The organism is Paenibacillus qinlingensis (assembly GCF_031455095.1).
GTDB lineage: Bacteria > Bacillota > Bacilli > Paenibacillales > NBRC-103111 > Paenibacillus_E > Paenibacillus_E qinlingensis_A.
The window spans coordinates 1-16,521 of the sequence record NZ_JAVDSB010000032.1; the positions used below are offsets into that span (position 1 = coordinate 1).

The window sequence follows — 16,521 nt, forward strand, 5'->3', positions numbered from 1 at the left end:
GACTTGGCAGATCGATTCTCAGCTATTTAACGGAATTGGGACCCCTCAAAATAATTAATCGACAGTCTCAAAATTCGAGTTACGGCACAAGAAAAGGCGGCGCCCCCGCCCCCGCTCTCGCAAGTCGTCGATTTCATCGACTCAAAGAAAATAGCCTGCAGCACGGGGCAGCAGGCTTTCAAAAGTTTATATTTTAAAGGGGGTCGTCTATAAGTATATCCATCATAGATTAAAGGAACATGAAGCTCGTATTACAGTTTGATTACGCCAAAATCTCGGTTAATTTCAAGCATTTTCATTTCGTTTCATTCGTATATTCACGCCATTTTCACATATACATGTACAACAAGGCAGATGGCCTTGAATATTACATCTGGAGGCTGTAACAATGACACTACAAAACGAGTTTCAAGAGGAACGACAAGATCTCGTGGTGCTTTTCTCTGAGGAATCCGAAACCGAAGCCGAAGCTGCTGACGATGAAGTAGCTAACGAAGAAGCAGCCGAAGAAGAGGCCATTGAAGAATCGGATACGGATGCTTCTGACGAGTCAGAAGAAGAGGAAGAAGAAGCTGCTGATGAGGATGAAGTCGAAGCTGAGGAAGCTGAGAGTGAAGAATCCGCGGACGAGGAAGCAGAAGCTGCCGATGAGGAAGACGCTGAGGAATCCGCAGAAGCTGAAGCTGACGAAGAAGCTGCTGACGCAGACTAAGAATTGTAACCGCCTTCAACTTATTTCTCAGCGCCAACTACAAACTAAGAGCCTTACAGCCACATCCATTGCGGCAATAAGGCTCTTTATTGGTTCTACTTTATGGCTTACCTGTTAAACCGAGCTTAACGTCACGAATCAACATATAGGTGTCGCCATTGGTTAATTTTTGTTTATCAGCAATTCCGTTAACCGTTGCTGCGGTTAGCAGTTTAGCCTCAATGAGCTTCGCTTGCGCTTCAACCGCTGTAGCTTTGATGCCAAGTGCTTGTGCAAACGTATAGCTCGCTTGATCAAGGGTAAGCGGAATTTTGTCCGCATTATCCAGCTTAGCAATGGCTTGATTGACATCGCCTGCAAATGCCTCCGGCTTCATCTTCCGTGCCCCGCCAACCACGTTGACCATTCGCTTCGGATTAGCCGCGTCATCTAGACGGAAGTTATTATCATAAGCACCAGATGCCAAGCCAAGCATCATGGCTGATTTCAGACCCTCGTATGCCTTATGCTCCATGAAAGATTGGGGCTTAATGGTCATGGGCTGAACTTCCATGCCTTGTTTATTGAGCTGAGCTTGCAGCTTCGCGATCATATCTTTGGACGCTGAAAGTTGACGGAACGTCATCTTCTCGGCTTTGGCCAAGCTCACTGCCGCCCCTGCTGCCTCTCCTTCCGCCATGCCTGTTGGCATAACACGTGCGCTTCCGTGCGGAAGTGTATCATAGCTAGCTGCTCTACCAACGACGAGCAAACCATCAATCTTCTGTGGAACGATGCTGCGGAAAGGAACTGCGTATTGCTTAGGTTTACACACCACATTACCGGAGTCCGTTGGTGAAATACGCTGAATATCGACAGGATAAGATCCAAAGCCGATGCGATCCCACTGATCGGCATTTGTACAAACATCGACGATCGTCAAGCGGTATTCCCCTTGCATGTGACGGGTTTCCCTCACATACAACTCAGGTGCGGAGCCATCTAGCTCAATGGAAGAAAATTCAGGGAACGTTTTCTGCATATAAGCGACGATATTAGGCAATTCCTTTTTCCCAATATCAAATGCCTCTTGAACCGATTTCGGATCAAAGGTATCTACACCAAAAATTTGCAAAGCATTAATGAGCACCGTATTGTCATTTTGCCGCCCCATGTTGAGGCCTCTCATTTTGGCTCTATCCTTGTTGAGGGCAGGATAATTGCTCATTTCGCTGTATCCGAACACGCTGACATCCGTTACACCTGTGCCTGGATTGTCATCCCCGTTCAAGCGATTAGCCATCAATTTCCATACCTCAGGCGTAACGTTCTTCAAACGAAAGGCAAGTGTAACAGCCATCTTCGACTTAGGATCCCCAATATCCTCATGGCCCATTGTAAAAGGAACCCCTGCTGCCGCAGCGAAATCACCATCTTGTGTCGCATCAATAACAGATGCTGCTTTAATAACTTGGGTACTGCCATTTTCAAGTGTTATAGTCGCGCCTTGCACCGCATTTTTATTCTGCGAAAGTATCGGCTCAATCTTCTTCGTTTTCATCAAAACATCGATATTCTTTTCGTTCTTTACTGCGTCATAGAAGGCATTCGCCGCTGTATGAACATCGAAGGAATCCCCTTCGGTTTTGGCATACCATTCCGAGAAATAACCTTTGTTCCACACATCATCCTTACCCAGCAAGGTTTTACTTGTGGAATAATTCATATCCAGGGAATTGATCCAGCCTAGCGTCATTAAACCGCCTAGAATCTCACGATTTCGACCGTCAACAAGCAATGTGCTCAAACCATTCCGTGCTGAGGAAACCGCAGCCGCTACGCCTTCTGGATCCGTACCAACGACAATGACATCATAGGCGTCTTTCGCCTTTTTAACCGATTTCACTTCTTCAAGGGCTTCTTGCTGCCCACTATGTCCTTTGGCGCCCTTGTGGTGATTATATTGATAATACATAGCAGCCGTTGCAGCCAGCAGCGTAAGTACAATCAAGGTCACCATCAACCAGAGCCATCCTTTGGATGTGGATTTGTTGCGATTTGAATTTGCCATTACGACGTAAGCACCCACCTTATCTCCTGCTTGTCATACAATAATTCCATAGGCTAGTTTACCACATTTTGTAGTGGTAGAGAAATTATGCCCGTTTCACAAATAAAACCACGCAGGGCTGACGTACAGCACACACGTGGTTTTATGAATTACCGATAAGATTTTTTGGGTATACTCTTCATTTTTTCAAGATCAGAGGTGAATTCTGCACTTATTTCAACATCCGCGAGTGCGGAAGCTTGACTCATCCGTTCTTCCATGGAGGTATGGAACAATTGCTGAACGGGGGCAGTCATCATTTTTTCTTTGACGGATTGACGCATCTGTAAGCTCCTAACCGCTAGTTTATACTTTAGTAGTATAACCATCGGTCGGTCTCCCTATCCGAAGCATTAACCCTTATTTGCTATCGATAATTAGCGTAACAGGTCCCCAATTGGTTAAGGAAACATCCATCATTTCACCAAAGGCGCCCGTTTCAACCTGTAAACCCTGCTCTCTTAGCATTGCATTGAATTGATGATACAGCGGCTCCGCCTGTTGGGGTCGTGCCGCTGACATGAAATTCGGACGCTTTCCTTTACGACAATCTCCGTACAGAGTAAATTGGGATACCGATAAAATGGCCCCTCCTGTCTCGATGACAGAAAGATTCATTTTCCCCGTTTCATCTTCGAAAATTCTTAGGCCCGCCACTTTATCTGCCAAATACTTGGCATCTTGTTCGGTATCTTCATGAGTAATGCCAACTAGCAGCATTAGCCCCTGACCAATGCGACCGATGATTTGATCATCAACGGTTACTTCGGCACGTTTGCAACGCTGTACGACTACTCTCATCGTTCTTAAATCCCCTTATTCTTGCTAGGTCTGCATAATCCGTTGAACCGAATATATATCTTTGACACGCTTTATTTTTTCTACAACAGACTGTAGATGATCGATATTTTTAATTAAAATCGTCATATGGATCGTAGCCATTTTGTTCTTATCCGAACGTCCAGATACAGCTGAAATCATCGTCTTGCTCTCGGATACAGCTTGGAGCACTTCGTTTAAGAAACCGCGGCGATCATGGCCGGTGATCTCAATCTCCACATTGAAATTGGATTCAACCGCTTCCGCCCAATCCACTTCAATTACCCGTTCTTCTTCGCCCATGCTCGTCGGAATGTTGGTGCAATCTGAGCGGTGCACAGACACACCTCGTCCACGTGTAATATAACCGATAATGAAATCACCGGGCACTGGATTGCAGCATCGAGCAAAACGTACAAGCAAGTTATCTACACCTTTAACGCGAACGCCATTGGTCGGACGGCTCTTGCGTTCCGTAGAAGCTGGCGCTTTGACCTCTTTCACTTCGCTGCTCAACTTAATCATTTGGGCTTCTTCTGCTTCCTTACGCAGCTTCTCTGTTAGTTTCGTACAGATTTGAGCCGCTGTAATGCCGCCAAAGCCCACGGCTGAGAGCATGTCTTCAATATCGCTAAAATTAAACTTCTTCGCCGCTTCCAGCATTTTATCATCGCTCATTAAGGTTGGAGGATCAATCGCTAAGCGTTTAAGCTCACGTTCAATCATATCCTTGCCTTTTTCAACGTTCTCTTCACGCTTCTCTTTCTTAAACCATTGCTTAATCTTACTGCGAGCATGGGAGGACTGTGCGATCTTGATCCAATCCTGACTTGGACCATAGGAATGCTTGGAAGTTAGAATTTCAATGATATCGCCGGTTTTGAGCTTATGATCGAGCGGAACAATCCGCGAATTGACTTTGGCACCAATGGTACGATTCCCAATCTCTGTATGAATCCGATAAGCAAAATCCAACGGAACTGCGCCTGCTGGAAGCTCGATGACTTCCCCTTTTGGCGTAAAGACGAAAACTAGATCTGAGAAGAAATCCATCTTCATGGATTCCATGAATTCAGACGCATCGTTGGTTTCATGTTGAAGCTCCAGAATTTCGCGGAACCAGCTCATCTTATCTTCGAAGGTACCGGATGGAACAACTGAACCGCCTTCTTTGTATGCCCAATGTGCAGCGATCCCGAATTCGGATGTCCGATGCATTTCCCAGGTCCGAATCTGAACCTCAAGCGGCTCACCTTTCGGCCCAATCACAGTCGTATGCAAGGATTGATACATATTCGGCTTCGGCATCGCAATATAATCCTTAAAGCGGCCAGGCATCGGTTTCCATAATGTATGAATGATTCCCAAAGAAGCATAGCAATCCTTAATGCCGTCAACAATGACACGCAGGGCCATAAGATCGTAAATTTCGTTGAATTGCTTGCCGCGGGAGCTCATTTTTTTGTAAATACTGTACAGATGCTTAGGTCTTCCAGAAATATCTCCCTGAATCCCCATTTCATCCAATTTCTCTTTAATGCTGTGAATGACATCTTCAATATATTGCTCACGCTCAGTTCGCTTCTTCTGCATGAGATTAACGATCCGATAGTATTGCTGCGGGTTCAAATAGCGGAGGGCAATGTCCTCCATCTCCCATTTGATCGTGGAAATACCCAGACGATGAGCAATCGGGCAGAAGATTTCCAACGTTTCTTCCGCAATGCGGCGTTGACTTTCTTCTGATTGATACTTTAATGTCCGCATATTGTGCAGACGATCTGCCAGCTTAATCAAAATAACGCGAATATCCTGTGCCATAGCCACGAACATTTTGCGATAATTTTCATTCTGCTGCTCTTCTTTGGATTTGAACTTAATGCGCTCCAGCTTCGTCAAACCATCAACAAGCATTGCACACGTTTTTCCGAATTTATCTAGAACCGTTTCCAAAGAAACTGTCGTATCTTCAACCACATCATGCAGAAGTGCAGCGATCACCGAAGTGACATCCATCTGCATATTCACCAATATATCTGCCACAGCAAGTGGATGCAGAATATAGGGCTCACCTGATTTGCGTACTTGGCCATGATGGGCTTCGTCCGCGAATTCATAGGCCTCCCGAATCCTCTGCAAATCATTCTCTTTCAGATAGGTGGCGGCCTTTTCCAGCAGCTGCTCTATACCCATGCATCTACCCATTCCCTTTAGTCGATTTTTATTCATTATGCCTGCAAGTCAGGCCCCTCGTCAACTATTCGCGTACAAGCATTCGACAAAATGCATCATTGTTGCTGAAAACTCCATAAATGGCTATGAAAAAGAGAATCGAATAACGAACCTTCGATTCTCCAACCTATCTTAATATTGAACAAGAGATACAACATCAATACCATCAAATTTACTGCGGCCATCTAAGTAAGTAAGCTCGATTAAGAAAGCAGCTCCAACAATTTCTCCGCCAAGCTGTTTAATCAAATCAACGGAAGTTTGAATCGTACCGCCTGTTGCTAGCAAATCATCGGCAATCAGCACTTTTTGTCCAGGCTTAATGGCATCTTTGTGCATAGCAAGTTTATCTTTGCCGTATTCAAGCGCATAATCAGCTTCGATCGTTTCACCAGGCAATTTGCCGCTTTTACGAATGGGAATAAAGCCAACCCCTAATGCTGTCGCTAGAGGAGCTCCAATCACAAATCCGCGTGCTTCCGGACCTGCAATTACGTCGATTTCTTTGTCTTGAATCAGTTGTTTCATTTGCTCGATCGCTTCTTTGTAAACAGAACCATTCTGCAACAGCGTTGTGATATCTTTGAAACGAATACCTGGCTGTGGGAAGTCCGGGATAACGCGAATATAATCTTTGAAATTCATTATTATTTCCTCCAATGTTAACTCTTTTTTATAGTATGTGATCAGCGATCCATTGCTCCAGCTCTTTCGCTGAAGAGTACATGACAATGGCTTCAACTTCTTGACGATGCAATCGATGCTGGTACAATCGTGATGTTGTTAAATCTCTTTTGGCCGGAGCGGCACTCAATGTAACCATATTATCATGTTTTACGATAAATTCTAATTCTTCGAAGACAGATATAATAAAATGAATCATGCCAAGTGAAAGACCTGAACGTTTACTAAAAGACGTCATCATTCTGGTATCTTGAAGTTGGAGCGATTTCTCCTTCTGCAGAGTAGCATAGAGCATCTTGAACATGTCCCGGGAAGGTAACGTATTCCCACTATCTTGCCCAAGTTCTGCAAAAACGGGATAGCATCGCATCATGCCCTTCGCCTGTTGGAGCACCTCTTTCAAGGTCTCAATCCGACGCGGCAACGTGTACAAAATGACATCCTGCAGCTCCTCGAACGCGATTGCAGCAGCTGCCTCATTCCCCGGCCTTACAGGACCGTCTTCTTGCACGATCCAATAAGGCACCTGTTCTCCGACTTGAGCTGCTGTTGGCTGATACAGAACGACATCTGCCTCGTCAAAGAGCACAACTCCTGGTGAGCGCAGTGTCGCAGCAGGTCCCCCTGAAAGGTTACCCGAGAGCGCTGCAAGCTTCAGATGCAACTGCCCGGTGCCTCGCCAATCGAATACTTGCGTATGCGGGATACGCAGATCCTGCATGATGATTTGCGGCTTTCGAACACCGTTCCACTCGTTAATCGACAGCTCACCTAAGACATCCACTTTGGCTGAGGGCGCAATTAGCGCTGCTAAATTCCCTTTCCCAAAGCCTACAGCTTCAACCGTACAGCTAACCTCATCTTTCGCTTGCGAGAGCCCTAGCTTGAGATGCTGCTTTTCCTTCCCCATGGTTCGAATATCCTCAAGTCCTAATTCCGTAAACATGAACTTCGGCGAAGGATTCCCCATCCCAAATGGGGCAAGCAATTCAAGCCCTTCAATACTAGCAATAGGGACATCTGCAAGACTGCACGCATTATCTACTTTTAAAACGGGAATGTAATCTTGCTCTGTCAGTGTTGCCTCTGCCAGCTCATTTAATCGAATGGAAAAGGCTTCCAAATGACCGCTCTCTAGGCTCATCCCAGCCGCAGCTTGATGCCCGCCATAGTGGTCGAGGAGATCCTTACATGCTGTCAGCGCCTTGTGCAGATCAAAGCCTGCTATCGATCGAGCAGAGCCTTTGGCCATGCCTTTCTGCGGATCAATGCTCAGCACAAGCGTTGGTCGATAGAATTTCTCTACAATCTTGGAAGCTACAATCCCAACGACGCCAACATTCCAGTTTTCTTTCGCAACGACAATCACTTTATCCAAGCCCTTCGCCCGCTGTTCCTCAGCCATAGCGAACGCTTCTTGGACCATATCTTCGACGATTTGTTGACGCTCCTTATTCAGCATATCCAATTCGAAGGCAATTTGCTCCGCTTCTTTTTCATCCGTGGTCGTAAGGAGCTTTACTGCAATATCAGCCGCTTCTAACCGGCCACTCGCATTAATTTTGGGAGCCAGCGAGAAACCGATATGCCCGGCAGTAATCTCTTTCCTTTCAATGCCCGACACACCGATCAAGGAACGAAATCCAACATAGCTGGAATCTTGCATGCGAGCGAGGCCCATCTTCACAAGCAGCCGATTCTCTCCCGTGAGGGGCATAAGATCGGCAACTGTTCCAAGCGCAGCGAATTCTAGAAGCTCTTCTGGAAACCGCTCTAACAGCGCATGGGCAAGCTTAAAAGCAACACCTACACCTGCTAGCAGCTTGTATGGGTAAGGACAGCCAGGCTTCTTAGGATTGATGACCGCTAAGGCATCAGGCAATACTTCTGGCGGCTCATGATGATCCGTCACAATAACATCCAAGCCGATTTCATGACAATAGGCGATCTCTTGCACAGCGCTAATTCCCGTATCCACGGTGATCAGCAGCTGCACACCTTGCTCCTTCGCCAAGTCCATTGCAGCACGATTCAATCCATACCCTTCGCGAATCCGATGAGGAATGTAGGTATCAAAATTTGCCCCTAATCCTTGCAACAAATGTGCCATTAAAGACGTACTGCTGACACCATCTGCATCGTAATCGCCGTAAACACGAATCAATTCGTTATTGTGCAGCGCTTTGCGAATTCGCTCTACAGCGGGCAACATTCCGTCCAATAGATACGGATCGTGGTAATCGCCAACGCCACCTTGCATAAATTGTTTAGCCTCAGACACATTGCGGATATCTCGCAACACTAGAATACGGGCAACTAAAGGATCCAACTGCAGCTCTCGAACAAACTCTTCAACAAGCGCTTCATCCGCATTTCCAATGTTCCATCTTGCCTTCGGTGCTAGCACTTGGTGGTTCCTCCTTGCGTTTTCCTCAGAAAATCACGTTACGTAAACTTCGAAAACAATAAATTAGTGTAACACAGCCGGCAGCTCACTTGCTTCCACATCTGCTTGTTGCTTATAGGGATAACCTGCATCATAAGGATTCACATGAGTAAACACATGTGTCACATGATGATACTGTTTCATCAGCTGCTGCTTTATTTTCTTCGACACCTCATGCCCCTCCCAAACAGAAAGTCTAGGATTCACACTGATCGTCACGTTGATGACAACATAATGACCATGTTCTCTCGCATTCAAATCATCCACTGTAATCACACCATGAATCTTTTGAACGGTTTGTACAAAATCAGCAGTTTCCTCTTCGTGAAGTATTTTCACAGCTGTGGTTGATACACTTTTGCCGATCAACGAATAAGCTATTTTACCTATTAAAAAAGCAACGATAAGTCCAGTTAAGGCATCCACATAGGAATAAACGGTAGATCCTGCGGCATGTGCTAGCATCGACAGGACAACGCCTGCCACGACCACAATAGATGAGTATATATCGGAACGGCGTCTTCGTGCATTGGCAATAAATTCCTCAGTGCCAGCTTGTTTGCCGAGCCTGCGCAAGAATTGGAACATCGCTTCCTTCGCGAGCAGCAAGAAAACAAGATTAGCCAATGTCATAATCGTCGAATTAAACTCAGTAGGATTGAACACGGATTTGATGGATAGGATCCCTAATTCAGCCCCAATTACGAAGATCAGTACGATGAGTAAAATCGAACCGACTGACAGTTGCTTATCTAATCCTCCCATCGATGTACCCGCCAACTGCACGCTCATCGACCTTATTCTGTTGCCAGCGTCTGCTAGTAAGCAAGCTCCTGCCGCCGACTGTGCCGCGGCTGCGACCAGTGACAGACTGTTTGCCTTGAAACCGATCATGCCCAATAGGCAAGCCAGCACAGAAAGGACGATCATACCTCCCCAAAATCCGTATTCTGTCTTTTGAAAACCCTCATCATTCATGTGGACATACCCCCTGAACGGATACAAAGGCCGCGCAACAATCACGCGGCCGGTTATTATGGTTATTACGCTGCAACTTTCTTTTTAGAACGTGTTAAGGAGTTTCTTTTGAACAAATACCACAAGGAGCAAGCAATGAAGACGGAAGAGTAAGCACCGCTTGTTAGACCGATTAACTTCGCCAAAGCGAACAATTTAATCGACTCGCTGCCGAACAGATAGATACATCCTGCGGCAATTAACACGACGAGTACGGTATTGATGTTACGTGCCATCGTTTGCCAGATACTATCGTTGACTAAAGCAACAAGGTCAGCATCTGTTTTGAGCTTAGCGAATCGAAGATTCTCACGAATTCGGTCAAAAATAACGATCTTGTCATTAATGGAATAACCGATCGTTGTAAGAACAGCTGCTAGGAACGGCAGGTTTACTTCGAAACGGAAAATGGCAAACATCGCAATAACGATGAACGCATCGTGCAAAATGGCGATAATCGCTGCTAAAGCAAAACGCCATTCAAATCGGATGCTGACATACAGGCAAATCAATACGCTAGAAATAGCAATTGCGTATACGGCTTTCTTCAACAATTCTTTAGCTAGTTGTGGATCAACCGTGTTAATTTCCTTTGATACTTCTGCACTATAAGCTGTTGCAAAAGCTTTTTGGATCTTATCGACTGTCGCATCGTCTAGCACGTCATCGAAACGGATCGACACGCGGTCACTATTGTTACCGCCAATTGTAGGATCTGCATATTTGGACTTCACGTCGCCGCTAGTATTCAAACCATGCAAGATTTCCTCAACTTTAGCGCTATCCAATTGTTTACCTACAACAAGGTCAATATTCGTCCCTGCTTTAAAATCGACACCAAAATTCATGCTCGAAGTTAAAATAACGATTAACCCAGCGATCAGAATGACAGCCGAGATGATGAAATAGAGATTGCGATGTTTTACAAAATCATATTTTTTCTTAGAGTCCACGGATGTCTGCCTCCTTCACACCGAAATAACTTGGCTTTTTCAGCAAATTACCTCGGATAATAAGATGTAGCAGCCATCTGGAGAACAAAACGTTCGTTAAGATACTGATAATAATACTCATCATCGTAATAACTGCGAATCCGCGAATCGCACCGTTTCCTACATAATAAAGCACGATACCTGCGATTAAATTCGTTACGTTCGCATCCATAATTGTACGGAAGGAATGCTTCGTCCCTGCTTTCAAGGATGAAAGAATACTCTTACCTGCACGGATTTCTTCACGAATTCGTTCGTAAGTGATAATGTTCGCATCAACGGCCATCCCTGCACCTAAGACAAGGGCAGCAATACCAGGCAATGTCAGCGTGGCATTCATAAAGTCGAAGATGGCTAATAATACCCAAACGTACGTTATCAAAGTGAATGCTGCTACCAAACCAGGGATACGGTAGTAAAGCACCATGAACAAGAAGATTAAGATGGAAGCGATTAGCCCCGCTCTTGCTGTCTCATGCAAGGAAGCTTTACCCAAAGTAGCATCAACACGTTGTATGTATTTTTCAGTTAATTTGAGCGGCATTGCGCCTAAATTAATCATTTTTGCTACACTAGTTGCTCCCGCAACACTTGTTTGCGTAATAATCGCAGAGTCACTGTCGATTGGAAAATTAACAGAAGCTGAAGACTCCAATTTTTCATCCAAATAAATGGATAACGTACTACCGGTAAGCTTGGTCGTAACTTCTTTAAACTTTTCTCTGCTCTTCATCTTGATTTCAACGATCGGCTGCTTTGTATTCGGATCGTAGCTAACTTTCGCTGCGTTCTCAACAAAATCAGTTCCATTCATGTAAACCGTTCCATCCGGACCTCTGAATGTAAGAACAGCAGGTTTGGATAATAAGCTTCTAACTTCTTCCTCATTTTCCACACCAGCAAGACGTACACGGATACGATCTGATCCTTCCGTATACACCTCAGGCTCAGCGACGCCAAGGGAATCGGCACGTTTAGCAAGACTTTTTGCAGCTTCCGTAAGCGTTTCCTTCGTAAGGGGCTGTCCTGCCGTTAACGGCTCTGCGGTGTACAACATTTCAAAACCGCCTTTTAAATCCAATCCAAGCTTAATACGATCTACAAGCCCAGGGCTCGTTATTCCAACTGCGCCAAGAACAATGACAACCGTTAGAAAAAAGAACGAAATTCTTTTCCAATCCAGCATCTGTTGCTAGTCTCCCTTCAATACTCAATATGCCTATTATACTCAGGTCTGAAAAACGAGTCAATTTAAGTCGTTTCATGAAAAATAAGCCCATTCTTAGAACTGGGCTCCTCTATACATACTAATCGTCATCCAGTTCATAAACGCTGTAGATTTGAGGGACAAAATGTCATTTACGATTTGATGAAGAGAGGGCATCCCTGTTTTACGATACTTATCACTTACACAATCCCATATATCTTTGCCGGTAACATGCTCATATCCGAGAAGTATAAACTCCTCTACCTTACTCAAACATAAGCTTTCGATGATTTCATTCAGTTCGTTATCCGAAAGCCCTGGCTGCTCTTCTTCACTTCCGTTATCCTGTGCGTCATTCATGGGGGATCCTCCTAAAGGTTTTACCTGTTGGCTTTATCATTCGAGATACACCTCACGTTTTCCTGCCAAATACACCCTCGTCCATAAAATCTTAGCATGAGCTTGGCCAGCTCGCGCATAGTCATAGGTATGACATTATCGGAAGAGGGTATGGCAGTGACCAAGCAGTCGTTTATAAGAGGTACAATGATCCTGCTCGCCGCAGGCATTTTGAATCGCATACTGGGCTTCATACCCCGAATGACATTACCCCGCGTAATCGGAGCGGAAGGCATTGGCATTTATCAAATGGGCTGGCCCTTCCTGTCCGTGATTTTAACCATTATTACCGGAGGCATTCCCGTTGCCATTGCCAAGCTAATCGCGGAAGCGGAGGCAGAGAAGAATGAGAGCCGGATTCGCAGTATTTTGCGCATATCGCTAGCCATCACGATATCCCTAAGCTTCATTTTTACACTTATCTGTATTCTAGGGGCCTCATGGATTACGTCACATTTGCTAACAGACTCCCGTGTGTATTACACCTTCTTATGTATGAGTCCCATGATCCCTATCATTGGCGTCTCCGCCGTGTATCGCGGTTATTTCCAAGGCAGACAGAATATGATTCCTACGGCAACCTCGCAAATTATGGAGACGTTGATTCGGATTGTCATGGTGCTCGTCTGTTCTTATATGATGATCCCTTATGGAATTGAATATGCGGCGGCAGGTGCGATGATCGGCGTATTGGCAGGTGAAATAGGCGGACTAGCTGTATTGGCCATTCATTTCCGATGGGATAAGAAAGAGGCACGTAAGTCTCCTTTAGCCATAATTGGATCAAAAAAAACAGTAGGTCGTTTCTCCAATTTACGTAGAATTTTACGCATTTCCATTCCGATTACAGGGAGTAAACTCATCGGCGCCAGCTCCTACCTACTTGAGTCGATCTTAATCGCTCAAAGCTTAGCTATTGCAGGTATAACCACTTCGCTAGCAACGGCTCAGTATGGAGCTCTACAAGGTATGATTATTCCCATCATCCTTCTGCCGAGTGCTCTCACCATGTCCTTGTCCGTCTCTCTCGTTCCCTCCTTAAGTGAGGCGGCTGCACGAAAAGATCTCAAAACTATCCATATGCGTTTGCATCAATCCCTGAAGCTCGCTTTAGTGACAGGTGCCCCATTCGCAGTCTTGATGTTTGTGCTTGCTGAACCGATTTGTACGTATATGTACAATCAACCTGATGTCAGTGTTATGCTGAAAATGATGGCACCGATCGCCATTTTCATTTATTTTCAAGCCCCGTTGCAATCTGCTTTGCAAGCTTTAAACAAGCCTGGTGCAGCGTTAGTGAACACCCTAATCGGTTCTACTGTGAAGTTAATCTTGATTTACTGGTTAGCCAGTAAGCCTGAAATGGGGATTAATGGGGCCGTATTCGCGATAAATGTGAATATTGTTTTGGTTACTTTACTTCATTGGAGTAGTGTCGTTCGACTACTTAAGTTCAAAATGGAGGGCAGCAGCTTCGGGAAAATCGGTGTCGCCATGCTGCTTTCTGGAATCGTCTGCTATCTCATCATGTATACTCCATGGGTTTCCCTGACTTGGATTCGTTTTGTCTCCTCTTTACTTCTGGGGATAATCTCCTATATCTGTTTCATCACACTTTTCCGACTCATCAGTCTTAAAGATATTGGACGTGTAATGAATATGGGAAAAAAAATTATACGTTAATGCGCGGCGGCTTACCGCTTCCGATCAAGGAACATTCTACCGCGATGATCAATTGAACAGTAGAATATTTCTTTAAAGTCTCGCGCTCCCTTTTCTTGGAGCTGGTTTTTCAACCAAAACCTCGTTTGACCTATTTTTTCTAAATTATCGTCTTGCACTTTACCGTCCATAATAAGCGGCAGCGGCAGACCTTCGTAGCGAATTGTGTCTTTTAACTTCGTTTCACTCGCTTCTGCCTCTTTTTCGTTTTTATCTTTTTCAAGGACACTTAATTTCCCCGAAGGCTCCAGAATCGCAAATTCCACATCGGCCACATTCATAATTTTATTCTGTCTTAATTGCAGCATCAGATCATCTAGATTATAACGATGCTTCTTCATTTCATCCCGATTGATCATTCCCTTATTAATTAGAACACTCGGCTTCCCGTCGAAAAGCACACGAATCGTGCGGCTTTTTAACGTAATAAAGGCAATGACAACTTGAATGAGCACCAAAGTCCCCATAGGTAATAGGCCTGACATAAGGGGCTTCTTCGCATCCTCAAGCACAAACACAGCAATTTCCGCAATCATGATCGAAATGACAAGATCGAATAGCGAAAGCTTACCAATCTCCCTTTTCCCCATAATACGTAACATGAGAAATACGACAAAATAGATAAGCACCGTACGCAAAAAAATGGTCAGAATATCCATCGGTTTCCTCCCTGATTCTCAAGCTCTAGCTCGTTCTCGGAGTTCACTGGTATTCTGACCGCCCATGCACTTCATCATGCAGATATTACGTATTCAATTGTTGGCAATTACAACAAGAATAATTTGAAATATACTGTAGAAATCAACAGTAGAACGAAACAAATGGGCGCCGCTACGACGACATATTCGCTCTGTTTTAACTTAACACCATCATGATAGGTAAATGATGCTGCGTATAAGCTTGCGATTGAGCTGATTAGCGTCACGCCACTTCCGATTCCGCTCCCTACGATCAATGCCCACCAGATAGGCTGCGTGGATACGTCTACGAGCTTCTCCATATGATCCACAATCGGAATCATTGCTGCAATGAACGGGATATTATCCATCATCGCCGCTCCGAAGCTATTTAACCATAGCAACAATACCGTCAAAAATGGGATACTTCCTTGACTTAACTCAAGTCCCCTGCTTGCAATGAACCCCGAAAAGCCTGCGTATGTTAAGCCACCAACCATAATGAATAATCCTAAGAAAAAGAGCCATTGCGTTTCTATTACTTGATGCCAGACCGCCACAAAGTTTTTGTTTTTTATCGTTTCAACGATATCTTTGTAATTGAATGCGAGCGCGGCAATCGCTCCACAAGCTGCAATATATGCTGGGCTCCAAGCTAGTACACCATGGAGGCACAAGACAAGCAAAGTCACGCCCGTTATTAGACTGCTTCCCCATACAAAGATGCGATTTGTTGATACATACGAACTTGGCTTCAAGCTGAGCAGTTCTCGCATATGAGCTTCAGCAGCAATCAAGCGCTTGCGATAGATGAGCCACATAATGAAATAAACAACAGCTAACAGCAAGCAGATTAGCGGAAATATCTTGAGGAACATCTGCCCTGCTGAGACATGTCCCGAGGCTCCTAGCATCCGGCTAGGAAGATTGCCCATGATCGTTGCCGCGCCGCCGATATGTACAGATAATAGCATGGCGATTAGAAATGGAGCCGGAACTAATCTCATTTTTCTAGACGCGATAATGATAAAGGGAACGATGACCACGACAGCCATTAGACTGTCCAAAAGTGCCGAGATGAGTGCTGCTAGAAGGGATAGGCAGATAATAAGTGTTAACGCGCGCATGCGGTATTTCCGTACGATCGAACTCACGATATAAGAAGGAATCCCCGTTTTCTGAAAAAGAGTCGATAGAATAAATAGGCTCACGAGATAAATGATGATGGACCAGTTCGCATAGTTGGATAGCGCTTGATCTAGGGGGACAATACCCAAAATCAGCATCAAACAGGCTCCACCTAACGCGGTATACATGCGATCCCACTTTTCTATCAATATACAAACGTATGCAGCTGCAAAAATAAGCAATACCGCTAGGGCTTGCCACATAGCCGGACCTTGAGAGAATTCAGTCATAAATAATCACACTCCTTTGAACGATAGTTTGTACTAATTCTATGTACTTGCCCATACAATGATGTTAATGAAGCGTTCGAATATAGGAAAGGAATGATGCCTGTGAA

General features: G+C 44.9%; 15 protein-coding genes. 3 read left to right on the forward strand and 12 right to left on the reverse strand.

Annotation, left to right across the window (positions count from 1 at the left end; genetic code table 11):
- Both J2736_RS33455 and J2736_RS33460 read left to right on the forward strand, forming a co-directional pair.
- Window positions 1-197, forward strand: a 197-nt coding sequence (locus J2736_RS33455; RefSeq protein ID WP_310502850.1) for a hypothetical protein, incomplete at its 5' end; no start/stop codon positions are given.
- Window positions 198-388: 191 nt separating this feature from the next.
- Window positions 389-712: a hypothetical protein gene (locus tag J2736_RS33460; protein WP_310502851.1), complete on the forward strand. Its 324-nt coding sequence runs from the start codon at window positions 389-391 to the stop codon at window positions 710-712.
- Between the two features lie 100 nt (window positions 713-812).
- On the opposite strand, the gene J2736_RS33465 is transcribed toward J2736_RS33460, so the two are convergent.
- The 10 genes from J2736_RS33465 to J2736_RS33510 all read right to left on the reverse strand — a co-directional run bounded on the left by J2736_RS33465 (window position 813) and on the right by J2736_RS33510 (window position 12,558).
- On the reverse strand, window positions 813-2,762 hold the full coding sequence (locus tag J2736_RS33465) for an FAD-dependent oxidoreductase (RefSeq protein WP_310502852.1): 1,950 nt from the start codon (window positions 2,760-2,762) through the stop codon (window positions 813-815).
- 149 nt (window positions 2,763-2,911) lie between these two features.
- Complete coding sequence (locus J2736_RS33470) at window positions 2,912-3,130, reverse strand: hypothetical protein (RefSeq protein ID WP_310502853.1); 219 nt, start codon at window positions 3,128-3,130, stop codon at window positions 2,912-2,914.
- A gap of 31 nt (window positions 3,131-3,161) precedes the next feature.
- Window positions 3,162-3,602: a D-aminoacyl-tRNA deacylase gene (gene dtd / locus J2736_RS33475; RefSeq protein WP_310502854.1), complete on the reverse strand. Its 441-nt coding sequence runs from the start codon at window positions 3,600-3,602 to the stop codon at window positions 3,162-3,164.
- A 24-nt stretch (window positions 3,603-3,626) separates the two neighbouring features.
- Window positions 3,627-5,813, reverse strand: a complete 2,187-nt coding sequence (locus J2736_RS33480; RefSeq protein ID WP_310502880.1) for a RelA/SpoT family protein — start codon at window positions 5,811-5,813, stop codon at window positions 3,627-3,629.
- A gap of 171 nt (window positions 5,814-5,984) precedes the next feature.
- Window positions 5,985-6,497, reverse strand: a complete 513-nt coding sequence (locus J2736_RS33485) for an adenine phosphoribosyltransferase (RefSeq protein WP_310502855.1) — start codon at window positions 6,495-6,497, stop codon at window positions 5,985-5,987.
- A gap of 28 nt (window positions 6,498-6,525) precedes the next feature.
- The gene (gene recJ / locus J2736_RS33490) at window positions 6,526-8,943 is read right to left on the reverse strand and encodes a single-stranded-DNA-specific exonuclease RecJ (RefSeq protein WP_310502856.1); all 2,418 of its coding nucleotides are present in this window, start codon (window positions 8,941-8,943) and stop codon (window positions 6,526-6,528) included.
- Window positions 8,944-9,006: 63 nt separating this feature from the next.
- Window positions 9,007-9,960 (reverse strand): cation diffusion facilitator family transporter, encoded by a 954-nt coding sequence (locus tag J2736_RS33495; protein WP_310502857.1) that lies wholly within the window; start codon window positions 9,958-9,960, stop codon window positions 9,007-9,009.
- A 65-nt stretch (window positions 9,961-10,025) separates the two neighbouring features.
- Window positions 10,026-10,952, reverse strand: coding sequence for a protein translocase subunit SecF (gene secF, locus J2736_RS33500; protein WP_310502858.1), 927 nt, complete (start codon window positions 10,950-10,952; stop codon window positions 10,026-10,028).
- The gene (secD, locus tag J2736_RS33505; RefSeq protein WP_310502881.1) at window positions 10,942-12,174 is read right to left on the reverse strand and encodes a protein translocase subunit SecD; all 1,233 of its coding nucleotides are present in this window, start codon (window positions 12,172-12,174) and stop codon (window positions 10,942-10,944) included. Before secD ends, secF begins: the two co-directional genes overlap by 11 nt.
- A 99-nt stretch (window positions 12,175-12,273) precedes the next feature.
- A complete protein-coding gene (locus J2736_RS33510; protein WP_310502859.1) occupies window positions 12,274-12,558 on the reverse strand; it encodes a post-transcriptional regulator in 285 nt (94 codons plus the stop codon).
- A gap of 129 nt (window positions 12,559-12,687) precedes the next feature.
- On the opposite strand from J2736_RS33510, the gene spoVB reads away from it, so the two are divergent.
- Window positions 12,688-14,280 carry a stage V sporulation protein B gene (spoVB, locus tag J2736_RS33515; protein ID WP_310502860.1) on the forward strand — a complete coding sequence of 531 codons (1,593 nt, stop codon included), beginning with the start codon at window positions 12,688-12,690 and terminating at the stop codon, window positions 14,278-14,280.
- 11 nt (window positions 14,281-14,291) lie between these two features.
- On the opposite strand, the gene J2736_RS33520 is transcribed toward spoVB, so the two are convergent.
- Together J2736_RS33520 and J2736_RS33525 are read right to left on the reverse strand one after the other, a co-directional pair.
- A complete protein-coding gene (locus J2736_RS33520) occupies window positions 14,292-14,978 on the reverse strand; it encodes a DUF421 domain-containing protein (RefSeq protein ID WP_310502861.1) in 687 nt (228 codons plus the stop codon).
- A 107-nt stretch (window positions 14,979-15,085) separates the two neighbouring features.
- Window positions 15,086-16,414: an ArsB/NhaD family transporter gene (locus tag J2736_RS33525; protein WP_310502862.1), complete on the reverse strand. Its 1,329-nt coding sequence runs from the start codon at window positions 16,412-16,414 to the stop codon at window positions 15,086-15,088.
- Window positions 16,415-16,521: the final 107 nt, after the last annotated feature.

What these genes read in the sequence shown, in the direction of transcription:
- J2736_RS33510 (WP_310502859.1), bottom strand. Translation starts at nt 12,558, where the DNA reads ATGAATGACGCACAGGATAACGGAAGTGAAGAAGAGCAGCCAGGGCTT.
- J2736_RS33495 (WP_310502857.1), bottom strand. Translation starts at nt 9,960, where the DNA reads ATGAATGATGAGGGTTTTCAAAAGACAGAATACGGATTTTGGGGAGGT.
- J2736_RS33525 (WP_310502862.1), bottom strand. Translation starts at nt 16,414, where the DNA reads ATGACTGAATTCTCTCAAGGTCCGGCTATGTGGCAAGCCCTAGCGGTA.
- spoVB (WP_310502860.1), top strand. Translation starts at nt 12,688, where the DNA reads ATGACATTATCGGAAGAGGGTATGGCAGTGACCAAGCAGTCGTTTATA.
- dtd (WP_310502854.1), bottom strand. Translation starts at nt 3,602, where the DNA reads ATGAGAGTAGTCGTACAGCGTTGCAAACGTGCCGAAGTAACCGTTGAT.
- J2736_RS33480 (WP_310502880.1), bottom strand. Translation starts at nt 5,813, where the DNA reads ATGGGTATAGAGCAGCTGCTGGAAAAGGCCGCCACCTATCTGAAAGAG.
- J2736_RS33485 (WP_310502855.1), bottom strand. Translation starts at nt 6,497, where the DNA reads ATGAATTTCAAAGATTATATTCGCGTTATCCCGGACTTCCCACAGCCA.
- J2736_RS33470 (WP_310502853.1), bottom strand. Translation starts at nt 3,130, where the DNA reads ATGGTTATACTACTAAAGTATAAACTAGCGGTTAGGAGCTTACAGATG.
- J2736_RS33465 (WP_310502852.1), bottom strand. Translation starts at nt 2,762, where the DNA reads ATGGCAAATTCAAATCGCAACAAATCCACATCCAAAGGATGGCTCTGG.
- J2736_RS33520 (WP_310502861.1), bottom strand. Translation starts at nt 14,978, where the DNA reads ATGGATATTCTGACCATTTTTTTGCGTACGGTGCTTATCTATTTTGTC.
- J2736_RS33460 (WP_310502851.1), top strand. Translation starts at nt 389, where the DNA reads ATGACACTACAAAACGAGTTTCAAGAGGAACGACAAGATCTCGTGGTG.